The sequence below is a fragment of the Pseudomonas chlororaphis genome (assembly GCA_001023535.1).
GTDB classification, from domain to species: Bacteria; Pseudomonadota; Gammaproteobacteria; order Pseudomonadales; family Pseudomonadaceae; genus Aquipseudomonas; species Aquipseudomonas chlororaphis_E.
Genome location: CP011020.1, coordinates 4,300,370 through 4,315,483 on the forward strand (window position 1 = coordinate 4,300,370; position 15,114 = coordinate 4,315,483).

At 56.8% G+C, this 15,114-nt stretch carries 18 protein-coding genes, 2 tRNA genes and 5 pseudogenes; 12 read left to right on the forward strand and 13 right to left on the reverse strand.

Translation table 11 applies throughout. The features are described from left to right. Positions 1-73: 73 nt before the first annotated feature. Positions 74-886 (forward strand): enoyl-CoA hydratase, encoded by an 813-nt coding sequence (locus tag VM99_18840; protein ID AKK00032.1) that lies wholly within the window; start codon positions 74-76, stop codon positions 884-886. A 6-nt stretch (positions 887-892) separates the two neighbouring features. Next, a complete protein-coding gene (locus VM99_18845; GenBank protein AKK00033.1) occupies positions 893-1,723 on the forward strand; it encodes an NADH pyrophosphatase in 831 nt (276 codons plus the stop codon). Here the strand turns inward: VM99_18845 and VM99_18850 are convergent. Beyond that, positions 1,691-2,470, reverse strand: coding sequence for a membrane protein (locus VM99_18850; protein ID AKK00034.1), 780 nt, complete (start codon positions 2,468-2,470; stop codon positions 1,691-1,693). The genes VM99_18845 and VM99_18850 overlap by 33 nt on opposite strands. 414 nt (positions 2,471-2,884) lie before the next feature. Between VM99_18850 and VM99_18855 the strand changes: the two genes are divergently transcribed. Further along, a tRNA-Cys gene (locus VM99_18855) sits at positions 2,885-2,958 on the forward strand. A 195-nt stretch (positions 2,959-3,153) separates the two neighbouring features. Further along, positions 3,154-3,240: transfer RNA gene (locus tag VM99_18860), tRNA-Leu, on the forward strand. Between the two features lie 84 nt (positions 3,241-3,324). Here VM99_18860 and VM99_18865 read toward each other — a convergent pair. From VM99_18865 to VM99_18880, 4 genes and pseudogenes are all read right to left on the reverse strand, one after another. Further along, positions 3,325-3,537: pseudogene (locus VM99_18865) on the reverse strand (integrase). Between the two features lie 296 nt (positions 3,538-3,833). Further along, positions 3,834-4,375: pseudogene (locus tag VM99_18870) on the reverse strand (hypothetical protein). 857 nt (positions 4,376-5,232) lie between these two features. Further along, a pseudogene (locus VM99_18875) lies at positions 5,233-6,198 on the reverse strand (phosphoadenosine phosphosulfate reductase family protein). A gap of 300 nt (positions 6,199-6,498) precedes the next feature. After that, positions 6,499-7,596, reverse strand: coding sequence for an HNH endonuclease (locus tag VM99_18880; GenBank protein AKK00035.1), 1,098 nt, complete (start codon positions 7,594-7,596; stop codon positions 6,499-6,501). Between the two features lie 168 nt (positions 7,597-7,764). Here VM99_18880 and VM99_18885 point away from each other — a divergent pair, with 168 nt between their 5' ends. Then, positions 7,765-8,022 carry a hypothetical protein gene (locus VM99_18885; GenBank protein ID AKK00036.1) on the forward strand — a complete coding sequence of 86 codons (258 nt, stop codon included), beginning with the start codon at positions 7,765-7,767 and terminating at the stop codon, positions 8,020-8,022. Positions 8,023-8,485: 463 nt separating this feature from the next. Continuing rightward, a complete protein-coding gene (locus VM99_18890) occupies positions 8,486-8,782 on the forward strand; it encodes a hypothetical protein (protein AKK00037.1) in 297 nt (98 codons plus the stop codon). Positions 8,783-8,786: 4 nt separating this feature from the next. Here the strand turns inward: VM99_18890 and VM99_18895 are convergent. Continuing rightward, positions 8,787-9,794 (reverse strand): annotated as a pseudogene (locus VM99_18895) (hypothetical protein). A 100-nt stretch (positions 9,795-9,894) separates the two neighbouring features. Between VM99_18895 and VM99_18900 the strand changes: the two are divergent. The 3 genes from VM99_18900 to VM99_18910 all read left to right on the forward strand — a co-directional run bounded on the left by VM99_18900 (position 9,895) and on the right by VM99_18910 (position 11,107). Further along, positions 9,895-10,296: a hypothetical protein gene (locus VM99_18900; GenBank protein ID AKK00038.1), complete on the forward strand. Its 402-nt coding sequence runs from the start codon at positions 9,895-9,897 to the stop codon at positions 10,294-10,296. Between the two features lie 98 nt (positions 10,297-10,394). Continuing rightward, entirely contained in the window at positions 10,395-10,706 is a 312-nt protein-coding gene (locus VM99_18905; GenBank protein ID AKK00039.1) for a hypothetical protein, read from the forward strand. Positions 10,707-10,837: 131 nt separating this feature from the next. Next, a complete protein-coding gene (locus VM99_18910) occupies positions 10,838-11,107 on the forward strand; it encodes a hypothetical protein (protein ID AKK00040.1) in 270 nt (89 codons plus the stop codon). Here the strand turns inward: VM99_18910 and VM99_18915 are convergent, their stop codons facing one another. The 4 genes and pseudogenes from VM99_18915 to VM99_18930 all read right to left on the reverse strand — a co-directional run bounded on the left by VM99_18915 (position 11,108) and on the right by VM99_18930 (position 12,696). After that, a complete protein-coding gene (locus VM99_18915) occupies positions 11,108-11,407 on the reverse strand; it encodes a hypothetical protein (protein AKK00041.1) in 300 nt (99 codons plus the stop codon). 476 nt (positions 11,408-11,883) lie between these two features. After that, positions 11,884-12,087, reverse strand: coding sequence for a hypothetical protein (locus tag VM99_18920; protein AKK00042.1), 204 nt, complete (start codon positions 12,085-12,087; stop codon positions 11,884-11,886). Next, positions 12,084-12,275 (reverse strand): hypothetical protein, encoded by a 192-nt coding sequence (locus VM99_18925; GenBank protein AKK00043.1) that lies wholly within the window; start codon positions 12,273-12,275, stop codon positions 12,084-12,086. The genes VM99_18920 and VM99_18925 overlap by 4 nt, the downstream gene beginning before the upstream one ends. Next, positions 12,272-12,696 (reverse strand): annotated as a pseudogene (locus tag VM99_18930) (hypothetical protein). The gene VM99_18925 and the pseudogene VM99_18930 overlap by 4 nt, the downstream one beginning before the upstream one ends. Positions 12,697-12,872: 176 nt before the next feature. On the opposite strand from VM99_18930, the gene VM99_18935 reads away from it, so the two are divergent. Next, positions 12,873-13,214: a hypothetical protein gene (locus VM99_18935; GenBank protein ID AKK00044.1), complete on the forward strand. Its 342-nt coding sequence runs from the start codon at positions 12,873-12,875 to the stop codon at positions 13,212-13,214. Between the two features lie 56 nt (positions 13,215-13,270). On the opposite strand, the gene VM99_18940 is transcribed toward VM99_18935, so the two are convergent. Next, a complete protein-coding gene (locus VM99_18940; protein AKK00045.1) occupies positions 13,271-13,633 on the reverse strand; it encodes an NUDIX hydrolase in 363 nt (120 codons plus the stop codon). Between the two features lie 242 nt (positions 13,634-13,875). Between VM99_18940 and VM99_18945 the strand changes: the two genes are divergently transcribed. Together VM99_18945 and VM99_18950 are read left to right on the forward strand one after the other, a co-directional pair. After that, the gene (locus tag VM99_18945) at positions 13,876-14,061 is read left to right on the forward strand and encodes a hypothetical protein (protein AKK01798.1); all 186 of its coding nucleotides are present in this window, start codon (positions 13,876-13,878) and stop codon (positions 14,059-14,061) included. 79 nt (positions 14,062-14,140) lie between these two features. After that, positions 14,141-14,368, forward strand: coding sequence for a hypothetical protein (locus VM99_18950; GenBank protein ID AKK00046.1), 228 nt, complete (start codon positions 14,141-14,143; stop codon positions 14,366-14,368). Between the two features lie 79 nt (positions 14,369-14,447). Here VM99_18950 and VM99_18955 read toward each other — a convergent pair whose 3' ends face one another. Then, positions 14,448-14,678, reverse strand: a complete 231-nt coding sequence (locus VM99_18955; protein ID AKK00047.1) for a hypothetical protein — start codon at positions 14,676-14,678, stop codon at positions 14,448-14,450. Positions 14,679-14,828: 150 nt separating this feature from the next. Further along, complete coding sequence (locus VM99_18960) at positions 14,829-15,083, reverse strand: hypothetical protein (GenBank protein AKK00048.1); 255 nt, start codon at positions 15,081-15,083, stop codon at positions 14,829-14,831. Positions 15,084-15,114 lie beyond the last annotated feature (31 nt).

Here is a 15,114-nt window from a genome sequence, read left to right on the forward strand (position 1 = left end):
TGCACTGCCTACGTCCCGTCGCGTTGGCTTGTTATAGTTCAGGCCTCTTTTCAGCCGGTAAAGGATCACTGCCATGTCGCAATACCAAGCGTTCAGCGTCGAACTTGCAGACAACATCGCCCACGTGCAGATCAACCGGCCGGAAAAGATCAATTCGATGAACGCCGCGTTCTGGAGCGAGATCATCGAGATCTTCCAATGGATCGATGACACCGACGAGGCACGGGTGGTGGTGCTGAGCGGGGCCGGCAAACATTTTTCATCGGGGATAGACCTGATGATGCTGGCCGGCGTGGCCAACGAAATGGGCAAGGACGTGGGCCGCAATGCGCGCCTGTTGCGACGCAAGATCCTGCAACTGCAAGCCTCGTTCAACGCCGTCGACAACTGCCGCAAACCCGTGCTGGCGGCGATCCAGGGCTATTGCCTGGGCGGTGCCATCGACCTGATCGCGGCCTGCGACATGCGCTACGCCGCCGAGGACGCCCAGTTCTCGATCAAGGAAATCGATATCGGCATGGCCGCCGATGTTGGCACGTTGCAACGCTTGCCCCGGATCATCGGGGACGGCATGCTGCGTGAACTCGCTTATACGGGGCGTACCTTCGGGGCCGACGAAGCGCGCAGCATTGGCCTGGTCAACCGTGTCTACAGCGACGCGGCCGGCTTGCTCGACGGCGTGATGGGCATTGCCCGGGAGATCGCCGCCAAGTCGCCGATCGCCGTGACCGGCACCAAGGAAATGATCAGCTACATGCGCGACCACCGCATCGACGACGGGCTGGAGTACGTCGCCACGTGGAACGCCGCCATGTTGCAATCGACCGACCTGCGCGTGGCCATGGCCGCCCATATGAGCAAACAGAAACCCGAATTTCTGGATTGACTGACCATGATTTCACGCTGGACCACCGCAGTAATCGACACCGAACTTCCTGGCGGCTGGGCTGTGGCCCGAAGCCCGGAAGGCTTTCTGTTCGATGACAACGGCGCACTGTTTCCCCGCGAATGGCTCAAGCGCCAGGACCTGTCGATCCTTGCCGAACACGGTATCGGTCACCTGGATGGCGAGCCGGTGTACCTGCTGGAGTTGCAGGGCACGCAGGAGATAGCAGGGTGCAACTGGAAGGGCCTGCGGGCGTTCATGCTCGAGGATGACCACACGCTCTACAAGGTGTTGGGCTATGCGGCGCAGATCGGCACCTGGGCCCGCGAGCATCGATTCTGTGGCAGTTGCGGCAAGCGCATGAGCCAGGTCCCACGGGAACGCGCCATGTACTGTGATGCCTGCGACTTGCGCCACTACCCGCGGATTTCGCCGAGCATGATCGTGTTGATCACTCGCGGCGATGAGGTCCTGCTCGCGCGTTCGCCGCGTTTCGTCAGCGGTGTCTACAGCACCCTGGCGGGGTTCGCCGAGCCTGGTGAGTCCGCCGAGGACTGCCTGGTGCGGGAAGTGCGCGAAGAAGTCAGCGTCGAGGTGAAGAACATCCAGTACGTGGGCAGCCAGTGCTGGCCGTTCCCCCATTCGATGATGCTGGGTTTCCACGCCGAGTACGCCAGTGGCGACATCGTGCCCCAGGAGGACGAAATCGAGGACGCCCAGTGGTTCAACGTGCACAACCTGCCACCGCTGCCGGCCTCGCGCTCCATCGCGCGCTACCTGATCGACCTCTACGTGGCTCGTCGTCTAGGCCATGCTGAACCAGTGCTGCCAGGCTAGACGCACCGTCAGGCCCAACACCACGGTGATGAACACCGGCCGGATGAACTTCGCGCCGCCGCTGATGGCGGTGCGAGCCCCGAAGAACGCCCCGGTCATCACCGACAGACCCATGCTCAGGCCGATGACCCAGTCCACTTGCCCGGAAAAGATGAACACCGACAGTGCGGCAATGTTGCTGACGAAGTTCATGCTACGCGCCACGCCGCTGGCCTTGACCAGGTCGATGGGGTAGAGCAGCAGGCTGCTGACCGTCCAGAACGCGCCCGTACCGGGACCGGCGACACCGTCGTAGAAACCCAGGCTGAAGCCTTGGGGTGCTTGCCAGGTCTTCTTGATCGGGGCGTCGCTGTCCAGGGGGGCCTTGGGCGTGCCGCCAAACAACAGGTACAGGCCACAGGCGAAGACGATCACCGGCAGCATCTTGTTCAGCCATTCGGCGGGCAGGTAATGGGCGACGACCGCCCCAACCAAGGCCCCGATCAGCGTGCCGACCAGGGCGTGGGTCCATTGCCGGGGATGAAACAGCTTGCGCCGGTAGAAGGTGAAACTGGCCGTAGCCGAGCCAAAGGTCGAGCTCAGTTTGTTGGTGCCCAGGACCAGGTGCGGTGGTAGGCCCGCCGTCAACAGCGCCGGGGTGGTCAACAGGCCGCCACCGCCGGCAATGGCATCGATGAAACCGGCAAGGAACGCGACAAGAATCAGGATAGCGAGGGTAGTGAGGTCAACGCTGAGTTCAAAAGGCATGGAATCGGCTTATTCGGCGAGTGGCCGAAGGGTTGCGGGGGAGGCCGGTATGTTACCGGCAATGACCCTGGGCCGCGACTGTCAGTGAGGGATCGGTGGCGTGGGAGCTTGCTCCCGCTTGAGTGCGCAACGCTCATAAACAGGTCTGCTGCGCAGCCCAGCGGGAGCAAGCTCCCTCGCCACGGACATCAACCGCCGAGTGAATCATCAGGCACGGAAATCAGCTCGACGCCAATTTTTTTTTGAAATCAAGGGGTTGTCAGCTTTGGGAAATGAGTACATAATTGCGCCCATCGAACGCACTGGGACGTAAAAAATCTCAATGTTTTCAAGGAGATAGCGCTTTTAAAAAGCCTGTTTTCCTGATCAGGTTTGTACGCGGTTGATGTGGCTGTATTGCATCGAACGTTTTGAGGCCGAATAGCAAAATGGTTATGCAGTGGATTGCAAATCCACCTACGCCGGTTCGATTCCGACTTCGGCCTCCACTTTTAAAAAGCTCTGTAGATCCATGATCTACAGAGCTTTTTTGTTTACGGAGCAGGGAAAGGTTTTGTCTTGAAAAGGACATGAGCAACCTTGCTTCGCCGGGGAGGGATGTATATATTCCCCTTCTTGTTGCACCCGCCTCGATCCTGGCAGATCCCCATCTTGCCAGCCTTTCAAGGCTACACCGCGCTACCGCCCGAATGGCGAAACTGGTAGACGCATGGGACTTAAAATCCCCCGCTCGTAAGGGCGTGCCGGTTCGATTCCGGCTTCGGGCACCATATAAAACAAGGGCTTGCACGGTTTTTTCTGCCGGGTAGGCCCTTTGTGTTTTCCGCAATCTGAAAATCTTTTCCGCAATTCGCTTATTTCGTCGGCGTAACTTTGGCACCGCGGCGCCGGCGAATGTACTGCTCCGTCATACTTACGGTTGTGTGTCCAAGCTGGTCCCTGGTCTCTCGTATGCTGCCTGTCGACTCTTCTTTGTCGGTGGCGGCCTTTGCGCGCAGATCCCGCATCTGAAACGCAGCTTTTGGTATGCCGGCAGCTTCCCGCGCGTCGTCGAAGCGCTTGCGCAGCATGCTCACGGTCATCGAATGTGCCGGTTCTCACCCTCGCTGCCGTGCCAGGGCTCATAGTCCAGAGGCTTGGCGCAGTAGTCGCAGAGTGGATAAGCCTCTTCATCAGCCTCCGCCGCCAAGGTGGCCAATTTCCCTCCAGCTCGTCGATGCGCTTGTCTGCCGTGGTCAGGCGCTGTTGTAGGGCCTGGTTCTCGGCGGTGACCCCGTCGCATAATGTGCTTCTCACATAAGTGTCCGGAGATTTTCCGCCCTCTGACATGCCTTCTGAACCCAGAAATAGTGCTTAACTTCGCTCATCCTGCAATCTCCATCGATACCAGATCATGGGCATTCACAACCGGCTTTGGCATGAATGTCAGCGTGCCGTCGAGGATCGCTTCCTTGATGGCTTCGAATTCCCAGGCGTAGTACTGCGATTCGACATAAACGCGCATTTCGCCATAGTCGCGCTGCTTGGGCGGCCTCCCGGGTGAAGTGGCTGTTTACGATCTCCCAGCGCTTGTTCCAGCCAGTGACAGTGTGGTCATCGAGCTCCGTGAGATAGTTCCGCTGGTCGTCCTCGTCCATCGAGGTCGTCCCAGTACTCTTTCGGGCTGAACCACAACCGATCCTCCAGGCACACAACGCGGCCTTCGGCGTAATCGATCTCGTAGCCGTAATCGATTCGCTTGGTCTGCACCGTGAAAATGGTGGCTGCTGTGTGGTGCCATTTAACGCCGGCGCCGCTGCAGTGATAACGGAGGCGTTCGACGGAGTCGGTCCACGTCGATGCATCAAGCGCGGCGCCGGTCGCCAATGTCGGCAGCGGCTCGGCCGTTTTGTTTTCTGTGGGCATGGGCATACCTCGTCGGTATATTGGACGAATGGATTCTGGGGAAGGGACATTATGATTTGCGGACTTTGCAAGAAGGAAAAAGGCAAACTTATCGACAGCCATTTTATGCCTGCGGCTGCCTACCCCCATGTTCGAGGAACGGGAGAGACAGGTAACGGTCCACCTGTTTTGATCAATCTTCGTAGAAAAAGCGCGATCCAAACGGATAGACAAGTTAAGCGCCCATTACTTTGCACGTCGTGTGAAGACCTTTTCTCCAAAAGTGGCGAGAGGATAATGGGGCGGCTTTGGGCCACTGCATCCGGGTTCCCGCTGCTCGACCTGTTGAATTCTGAGGCATCTATCTCTAAAGGTGAGAGATTCGATATGTACGACGGGCGCTTGCTTGATGCGGCCGTTGTAAGTTCGATCTTCTACTTTGCGGTTAGCATTTTTTGGAGGGCGCAGGTTTGGGATTGGGGGTATGAGTGTGATGCTTACAAGCGCGCACTCGGCCCCCACTACGAATTGGAATTTAGAAGGTTTTTGTTAGGCGAAGGAACACTGGATAACGTGTTATTGCTCGTCGATGTCAATTCGGATGCAGATACTTCGGCGGTCATGACGTTTCCTACTTCTGGAAGGATTGGTGCAGATCGACTCCACACATTCAGCCTACTTGGTTTGAAATTCTCCATGTATGTCGGTCGGTCAATAAGCGCTGTCACTCGAAAACCCTTTGAGTTTCATAGCGCGCAAATTATGTTTGTTGCTTCAGATCATAGAAAATCGGCCGCATTTCAGAAGCTGGCAGGTAGAGTTCAATCAGAAATTGAGGCGAAGGGGAAACTGAAAACCAGTCCTGCGAATAAATTTAATCATTCACAAAGACCATAGGCTGAAGAGCAACTGTTTTGGCTATCAGAGCGGGCGATGAGGTCGACCATATCGGACTGACGCCCGCGCCGCGCCGTGTTGCTCCAGTTGACTATCCGGTCAATGCCGTGCGTGACAGCGCTGACCTTGTCATCTGACTTTGACAGTAGGATCGGTCACGGTAGCGAAGAACGTAGCCGCGCCGCGCTTGCTGGCGATGCTCACCAGTCGCTCCCACTCGCGCAACCGGTCAACTTCCCCTAGCCACCGGGCGGCGATCTGTCGGAGCTCGTCTTTCACGCACATTATGCAGAGCATACAGCCAACGCGATTGCAGCCTTGCAAGTACAGCGGGTTCGGCTTGATTCCAGCTGCCCGGTGGGCCTCGAATACCGAATCAATCGTCCACTTCAAAATGGGCCGGTAATTGAATAGTCCGCCCCCGACCTCGTCGCACTCTGGTAGGTACTTGCGGGCCGGCGACTCATCAGCCCGAACACCTTGCCAGGACAGCAGCATGTTTTCGCTGTCCATGAGCGGCAAATATGCATGCTCGATGATCGGATTGCGCTTGAGTTCGTCGGTGCAGAAGCGCGCCTTGGTACTGGGGAATCGGCCTTTCCACGGGCACAGGTCCAGGAACGGGTTGCCGGTGGGGTGCAGAATCTCCAGAGCTCCCAACACCACAGATTCCGCCACGCCTTTCTCGCGCCACTTGGTCTCGATGAATTTCCGCTTCCCAGCGATCTGCCTGGAGAAGTCCGCCTTCACCCAGCGGATGGGAACGCCTGTGGCTTCGGCCAGGTAGTGGATGTAGTCATAAGTCTCTGGATGCTCATGCCCGATATCGGCCACTACTGCGCTGCCACTACTGCGCTGAGGTTCGGCACCTCCAGCTCGCGGGCAACCAGCAACGTAGCTGTGCTGTCCTTACCGCCGCTCATGCTGACGATGTTGTGAATAGGCATAGGGGATCCTCGCCAGGGTGGCGTGATTGGTTGAAGTTTGGTTTGGTCTACGCTCATGGAATCCCTAGAGGAGGCATCACATGGCTACTTGCAAGTGCGGTGAGGAGATCGTGGTGGATCCAATGACACGAAGGACGTGACGGAAGTATCATGCCCAAAATGCGGCGCTCGATAGGAACTTAGGTGGGGCGTATCATCGCGCGCGCTACCAGGTGCACAGTTCAAACTTGTGCCGTTGAATGAGTAAGCGTTCAGCGCAATAGGTAAGGGCGAGTTAGACTCGCCCTTGAATCAGTTACATCAACGCTCGATGTTGGCTACATAGTTTTTGAGTGTATCGTTCTTCGCTTCGCCGTTAAGACCGTGATGAATTTCACGGTGACAGTCAGGACAGATAGCGCCAATAAATCGGGGATGATCAAGACCACCATCAGATACTCGATTAACGTGATGTGGCTCCAGATAGGGCGATCCATTTTTCTTCATGAACGGCGCTGGTTTTCCGCAGCTCTCACAGATCCCTCCAGCCCTTTTCAATACATAGTTAGCGATCCGCTTGCTCCGGTAATATACCGTCCTTAACGCGAATCCTTTCTCCCCAACTGAACCTGCCTCGGCCGCTAGAAGTGCTAGCTCTCTTGCTTCTTCGAGCGAGCTGACGTCGCTAACAACTTCGTCCTCCTCGTAATCGAAGTCTTCCAGAGAGAGCTCAAGCCCTACAGGTACGAGATTAAACACGACGAGTTGCCGCTCGTTTCCGTGCTTATCCTTCCCGGTGCACCACTCATGATTTGCGTAAGAAAACTCGCCAATGTAACGCTGGCCCAGGCTCTTTCCGAGCGCTTCAAACAGATGAAGTGCTTTTCCTTTATTAGCATGCTGAATAATGGCCAGATTTCCCTTGGTAAGCGTCATGTCGCTGGACTGGCCTTCGCCGGTGTAGGCAAATACACCATTGTCATCGTATTCGTCGGCATATCCGTATTGCGCGCCTGAATCACCCGTGAAGATGAATACCGCAGGCGATTGAGCAGATGGTGAGATTCCACTCTGTCTACTTCCACCGAAGAGGTCATGAATCTCCGTCTGCCGATCATAGACCTGGCCCTTCACAAAGCGCAGCTCTGGATCGGTAGACCGCGGCAAGTTAACAATTGTGAAGCCGTGGCGCTTCAGATATCCGTTTGTGGGCTGTCCACCCGAAAAAAGCCCCACTGGCGTTCCGGTAGCCAGGGACACAATCTTTTTTGCTGGGTAGAGTCGATCGTTTGCACTAACCGCGTAGCGATGCGCCTGATTGTTTGTCCAGTCTTTCCACTCAGGTTTGTTTCGGAATTTCTCGTCGAAACGCTTTAGCGCTTGTTGGAGCTTTTCTTTCTTGACTATCGGCAGTTTCAAAGGGACATCCTTGCGGGCTCAGGCGTTTATCAGACGATGATGCTCACCTGCCTGGCGAGTTAGTGCAATAGCAAAATAGTGGCTAGTTCGCCTCGCCAGGGTGGCGTGAAGTGGGTTTGTGGGCTATTGGTTGATGGCCCGGCATGGGGCCGGGCACGGGAGAGCAAAATGGTTGATCGAGTGATTACCGAGGCAGAGATCGATCAGGTCGATCTGAAAAGCTACAGCGCGGTGATGTTAGTGGGCAGTCCGCAAGATCAGTCCGGCGTTGAAGTGTTCACTTGGCCGAGGCTGGCGCAACTGGTGCATCCCTCGACCACAGCCCAGCTCACTGATACAAGCCATTTGTTGATTGTCGTTGACGAGCCGGACGATCCTGAAACTATTGCCCGTATCAAAAAACTAATCATTCCGTCCCGGGAGTGATCACGCGGAAGCGCGCTTGAGCTGCTCGGTGAGCTGAGTAAGAGGTCCGCGCAGCGTCAGCGTGCCGCCGGCCTCGCTAGCTGACGTAATTCGTTGGTCATAGGGGTTGCCCCAGAACCAAAATCAGAAAATGAAGTCTTCATATCGATTTGCAGCCATCAATGAAAACGGACAAAAAATAATGAGCCTAATTGACTGCCCTGAATGCAATGCAAAGATCTCCGATAAAGCCTACTCCTGCCCCCATTGCGGCAATCCTTTTCGCGAGCCGCCTTCTGGCCGCTATTTCAGCGAGAAAAACATTGGACAGATTGCTGGGGCCACCGGCCTCTGGTTGACAGCTCCTTGGGTCGCAAGGATGGTGTTTGGAGTTGTCTGTGTGATTGCGATCGCAGCGGTTTTCATATTCCGCTCCAGCTGACAGTAAAAATGCGGCGGCCTGAGTTGATATGGAGTATTACGGGTGATCGGCACGGCGCCGGGAAGGGAGTGTAGGATGGTTAAGGTGGTTGAGGTTGTGCTTGAACTTGAGGGGGCTGGCTTCAACAACATCGGGCGAGCTACCCGTGCCAGAGTCGTTCGTTCATATCCTGGAGGAATTTTGAGTTGTCAGGTAGATGACGGAATCAACGGGATCCCCGAGCCTACCGGGACGTTCGAAACTGTCAAGGGCGCCCGAGATGCAATTATCGCGTACTGGGACAATTGCAACACGGCGTTGCAAACCAAGTTTTGGAAACCTAAGTTTCCTAACTTGTGAACATTTAGGCCGCAGGTACAGAGTCGTGAAACACATCCATCTGCGCCGCGCCGTCGAGCCACGCCGCAGCAATACGGCGCTCAGCCATCGCGGCGTATTCCGGATTCAGCTCGCATAGGATGGACCTCCGTCCTTCGTGCATCGCAACCACTGCCGTGGTGCCCGCGCCTCCGAAAGGGTTCAGCACAACCCCACCTCGTGGCGCACCGGCCAGGATGCAGGGCCGGATCAGTTCGGGGGGAAAGGTGGCCAAGTGTGCGCCCTAATAACCAGCGGTGGCCACCGTCCACACGCTCCGCTTGTTCCTGGTGTCGGCGACTGGCGTTGGCGCGGATCGCCCTGGCCGTGCTGGGCGAACCGTTGCCCTGGAATGACGTGCTCGGCGCTCGGCCCGTTTCTCCCAAACTGCATCGCTGTTTCGGTTTGGCCCCCCGAAGGCGGGCTCCTGGATCGCGGACTGGTCGTAGTAGTAACGAGGCGACTTGCTCAGCAGAAACAAATATTCGTGAGCCTTGGTGCAGCGGTCTCTGGTTGATTCGGGCATCGGGTTCGGCTTGTGCCAGATAATGTCCTGGCGTAGATACCAGCCGTCGTCCTGAAGAGCGAAGGCGAGCCGCCAAGGGATACCCATCAAATCTTTCTGCTTGAGAGCGTTGGGCGGGGACCGTCGCTTGCCGCGCAACACCGCGCCGCGGGTGGCGAGCGAGACAATATCGTGCTTTCCCGTCGATCCACCTGGTACGTAACCGCCGGCGATTGAAGCGTATGTGTCGCCCATGTTTACCCAGATCGTTCCATCATCGCGCAGCACCCGGCGAACCTCCCGGAACACCAGCACCAGGCGTGCAATGAATTCAGCGGGTGTCTGTTCCAGGCCGATCTGGTCAGCCATGCCGTAATCCCGCAACCCGAAGTAGGGCGGCGACGTCACGCAGGTGTTTACCGACTGGTCCGGCAGCGTTCGCATCATGTCGATGCAGTCGCCGACCAGTATCTGGTGCAGCAGGGACATGGTTTTCTCCAGTGCAGGCGTCGCTCTCCGTGAGCCAGGATGGCAATTTGATAGTTGATGGGATTGAATAGAGCAATTTTGCGAATCGACGAGGCAGGTTATGCAGTTTGCTCGAGGACTACGGATTCTCGGTGTCGCGACGTTGTTGGTGGCAGCTGGGTGCAAGTCGTACACAGAAAAGGCGGCAGAAGGGCTGCCAAACTCTCAAACCGCTGGCATTCGGGCGATTGAAAAAACGCTCACGATCGCCAGCGTGGATGGGGCAGATACTCTCTATGCGCTGTATACGCAGCGGACGGAATATCGATTGACAGCGGGGCGCCACCGCTTAGAAATAAAAAAGTGGACAGGGACCCGGGCGACACGACCGATTTTTCGAGACGTTAACCTGATCGCTGGTCGGGAGTACGGCCTCAAGTCTGTGCCAAGTGAAGACTGGTGGGACTTTAAGCTTGAGGATTTGGAAACAGGTCAACGTGTAGACAGGCCAGCCAACCCTTAAAGCAACGATGCGCCTTTCCCCTCCGTGACCGGTGGTGGCAATTTGGTTTGGGTTGGGGTATTACGGGTGACCGGCATGGAGCCGGATCAAGGAGCGACATGAAACTCACAGTGAACCAGATTGAAAACGCTAACCTGGCTTGGATTTTTGATGTGTTCGTCCAAAAGGGCGAGATTAATGATCCAGGCCGTACCGAGTTTTACAAGTTGATTGTGGCCGAACGTCCTTCGTCGGTTAAGCCTTCCCGTCTTGATGAAACGACCGTTCACATCGTTCTAGACGAGGTAGATGATGCGATTCTGAGCGATATCAAAGAAAGACTTCTCAATAACGTTTCGCTTGCAGAGGCGCACGATACTATTCGTCAAGGGAAGTGGTATCTAGCGACTATGGATATCTCTCCTGCTTAGCAGTCATAGCGTCCTGTTCCAATGAGCGGGCCGCGGCTATTAATTGCTTAATCAGACCCCACTTTCGTACCTGTCTGGTTGAGGGTGGGGTATTACGGTTGACCGGCAAGGAGCCGGCTCAAGGAGAGAAGATGAGTAACTTCCCGTTCACTGTTGGAGATCTTAAACGTCAGCTCGAAGGGCTCGATCCCGAAGAGCTCCTCGAGTTTCAAGGAGGCCTGACTTTCAACAGAATCAAAAGGCGCGGCGATGATCTGCAGGTGCTTGAGTTTTGTGAGGCGCAGGCTTTCCTCGACGAAAAATTTAAGAAGAAGAACTCACACGTCCAGGCTGTTTTTATCAAAGCCGAGCCTTTAGAAGACGGACAACTGATGCAGGAAATCGACATCAGCATTCGATAATCAAGGAGTTGCGTTCTGGCCAAGGCGCAAAACTTCTCGGTCGTAGGCCAGCTTCAATTTCCGCGACACGTTTTCGGGTATCGCGTATTCGTGTCGCGGCGGGGTGAGCAAAGGCAGGGCGCCATCTGGGCCGAGGCCATGTAGGTGGTGAATCATCAACGTGATGGCCTCGCCCTGTTCTTCAATGCCGGACCAGGCCGTCAACTCAGCTAAGGCCTGGCGCGTAGCGGGCAGGCTGTGAAACCGTACCTCTACTTCGCCGCGGCTCTTCCTCTTCGCCGCGGCTTGGCGACTAGTCATCGCAGCACCTGGGAGAGCTGAGGCACATGGCAGACAGTGGAGCGCTCCTTACCACAGTGTAGGCCAGCATGGTCATGAGGAGGCCGGCGGTGAGGATCCAAGTGAGGGCTTTCATGTCCATGGCCTCAGTTGTTGAAGTACCAATTTATGCAAGGCTTTTCCGTTTCGGCTGATTGGCTGGCCACGGAGCTGCCACTTTTTCGTGCTGGGCCAGCAATCGATCATCCGTCCATCAGGGAGCGTTAACACGACGTGGAAGCCGTTTTTGTGCTTCTTGTAGGCAAGTCCTGTGCGCATCAGCCAGCCATCGAAGCGCTGCATGGCTTCGGCTTTTGCCCGTTTTTTGTGGCCTGGCGGATTCTGTTCACTACTTTCGCCGCCGCAGTTCCAGCAGCAGCGCGGATATCCGATGTCCTCGCCGATGGGGTGGCAGCAGCTCATGCAGTGGCTACCCTCGACCACGCTGTCTTCGAAGCTCACGCCTTCACCCCATAAGCGACAGTCCACTCACCGCAAAGGCATGCCCGGCCACTCCAGGCATGGACGTTGGGAATGCCGGCGTCATGTGCTAGCGACAGGGCACCCAACCACTTTTCATGGGTGAAGGCCAGGATCATTCGGTCAGCGGGCAGCTCTTCGATCTGCTCGTCGATCAGCGATTTATGGATTGGCGTGGTCATGACAACTCCTTGCGCTGCCGACTGATCTTCAGCAGGCGGGCGCTGTAGTGTTTGAACTCTTCAGGGGTGATGCTGCCGGCGGTGAAGTGGCGGATGATCTGCCCTTCAGCCAGCGAGTCGTCCAAGTCCTTGGCACTTGTGTGGTCAAGGGTTTCCAGGGCATGGTCGATGTCGATGTGAGCGCTCACAGCTCATTTTCCTCTGCCTGGGCGACCAGGGCGTCATCGGCCAAGGGCTCAATAAGGGCCTGGGCGATTTCTCCGAGCGTGCCGAGTGGGTGGTCGCTAGGCCCTAGCAGGTCGGCCACCGCGTTCTGATCGGGCCGACTGCCTAAGGACAAAGCAGATTACCCAGAGCAGGGGAATGGACCTCGCAGCCCGCCAGACGGCCGTTAACGTGCTCATCCACGGCCAGGGCCAACTGAGCCACGGTCACGCCCTGCGGCTTGCGCATCCGGCGCTGGAACGAAACGTCGCTGCCGAACCGGACCAACTGCTCGACTGCGCTGAAGATCCATTCCGCCCGGGCTTCTTCCCGAGGGCTCTCGCTCACCGGCGGAGGCAACTGAGCGTCGAAACGCTCCTGGCTGAGTTTCAAAGCTGCGTTCATGGTCTCCTCCAGACGGGCGGAGTGTTGATCCAACAAAATTCGGCTGCACTCATCCGCTCCGCGGATTGCCGTTGGGCGCGGAGGTAAATGAATGTGAGTGGTGTCGGTAGGTAGGAGTGGTTGACCTTCGTGCTTCTGCTGCTATAACGCGGTCATCTTTCTAGGATGTTTCGGATATGCGTTTGATTTCAAAAAGCGGTTTTCTGCTGATGTTCACTGCGCTCACTAGCGTCGGACAAACTTCTTTTCCTACCAATGACGATCGTCTTATGGCTATCACTGCCGTTGCGATCGGTCGGATGTGTGCGGAGCAGAAGCCCGAGATGAACTATTCGCTTCAGAACTTGCTTAACGTGCCAGATCGAGGGGTTACTCCAGAGCTAAAGAGCGAAATCGCCCAAGTCGATGCCGACCCGTCCCTTCAGGGTGAAATAATGGCGATGCAAATACACGCAGCAGGAGACCCGTTAGCAATGAAGCACCTCTGTCCAAGCTACGCGCCAAAGGGCGCTGAATAACGGCGCGTAATCCCACGGATCGCGGGTCTGATCTGAGGCATGCGTGCAACCGCTCGCTACAACCGCCGCCGAAACGCCTCGAGGATCTCCCGGGTGCCCTTTTTCATCTGCAAGTGAGCCACCGCGTCCAAAGGCTGCCAGAGGCAGTCGCTGATTTCATTCTGTGGCCGGGCGGCGCGCAGGTCGGCCACCGAGGCTTCAAACACGTGGTGTACGGTGTCGCCATCGCTGAGGCGCATCAGGTAGAGCAGGTTCTCGGCGTCCAGCCCGGTTTCTTCGGCAAGCTCCCGGATGGCGGCGCTGGCGTGGGTTTCACCGCGCTCGACCGTGCCGCCCGGCAGGGCCCATCGACTGTTGGGTTTACGCACCAACAAAACGTGGCGGTCTTCCTCACAGATGACGGTCGCTCGTATCTTCATGGCCTGCTCAATCAGTGACTGTCATTAAAATGAAATATAACTGAAATATTTGAATCTGGCATCGCGTAGTGGCCTTTTGGGGTCTGTTCAGTTGACCGCGGCCAGGCGGGAAACGTTTAACTTCAATTTCTCCGCCGAGGCCCTTATCTGCCTATCGACCGGTCATCGCCTAAAAGAATCAGATTGAAAAAAAGGCATCCATGTTGTGGATACCGACCCCACGCACAGGGGAGAGAGAAGAGATGACCACTGTCGAAGACTTTAAAGTCAGGTCCCAAGAACTGCTGGTAGAACTCGACACGGCCACATCTGAAATGATGTCGCTCATTGGTGCCCATCAGATGGCTGGATCGGCCTGGGACGCAGCGGTCCAGCGCCAGCATGAAGCCTATGAGCGCTGGGTGGCCTATCTGAACGAGCGTCTGTAGGAATGGCCCGGCAGATTGTTTGAACGGACCCTGTGCCGTTGTGCCTAATCCCTTACACGGACATCACGAGGATTGGGCCATGTCTGAATTAGCCAGTTATTTCTGGATTGCCGTCGCGGTGCTGTTGCTGCTCGTGGACCTGTGGGCCATCGTCAGCGTGTTTCGCAGCGACAAGTCGGCGGGCACCAAGGCCGGCTGGGCGCTGCTGCTGATCATCCTGCCGGTGCTGGGCCTGGTTATTTGGGGTGTGGCCGGGCCACGGGGGATCAAGGAAGGCCCGTCGTCGCCGGAGCACAGCAAAGGGTAGCGTACGGCACGCCCAGTCACGGCAATGTCGGCGGCCTCGGGTGGGTCACCGTCCCATGGCGCGTTGCAAGAAAAGCCTCTCAGCGAAATTTCGGCAATGGCCGTTCGACGGGCTTGAGGGACGTCAGCGCGCTCTGGATCGACGGGGCGTCCTTGTCGATCTCGTTGAGCCGGTCGCGGATCCGCACGGCGGCGGGATGCCCGCCCTGGTGGTCGACCCAGTCGGCGATTTCCTTGCAGGCCGCCGTCAGGCGTGCCTGGCGAGATTCGAGCAGGGTGAGCAGGGTGGTGATGGACTCTTTTTCCGACATGTCACACCTCCATACAAAGTGGATGGGCAGCAGCAAACCCGCCAGGGAGGCGGGTCGTACCGTTCATTGAGCGTAGTCGAGTTATTGCGGATCTGTCGAAATCCGGCGCCCGGCTGGACAGTCGGTGCGCCGGTCTACAGGTTCAGTGAATCAGCCGGACTCCTTGACCCAAGTGGGCGCGACGCTTGCGCGCCAGTGTACGTCAGTGATGCCGTACTTTTCCGCCATGGGTTTTGACACCCGCTTGACCTTTTCCCGTCCAAACTTGGGTATACGCCCGACACCCGCATCGCAACTGGCCCAATGCCAAGCTTCGGAGTTATTCATCACCTCGGCGCGGATGATGAATGACTTAGGCTCGCCATGGAGCATGTAGTCGATGATGTAAAGCGATGGCCCGCCCATAAATCCTCCCTAATTAGTCCTATACGGATGG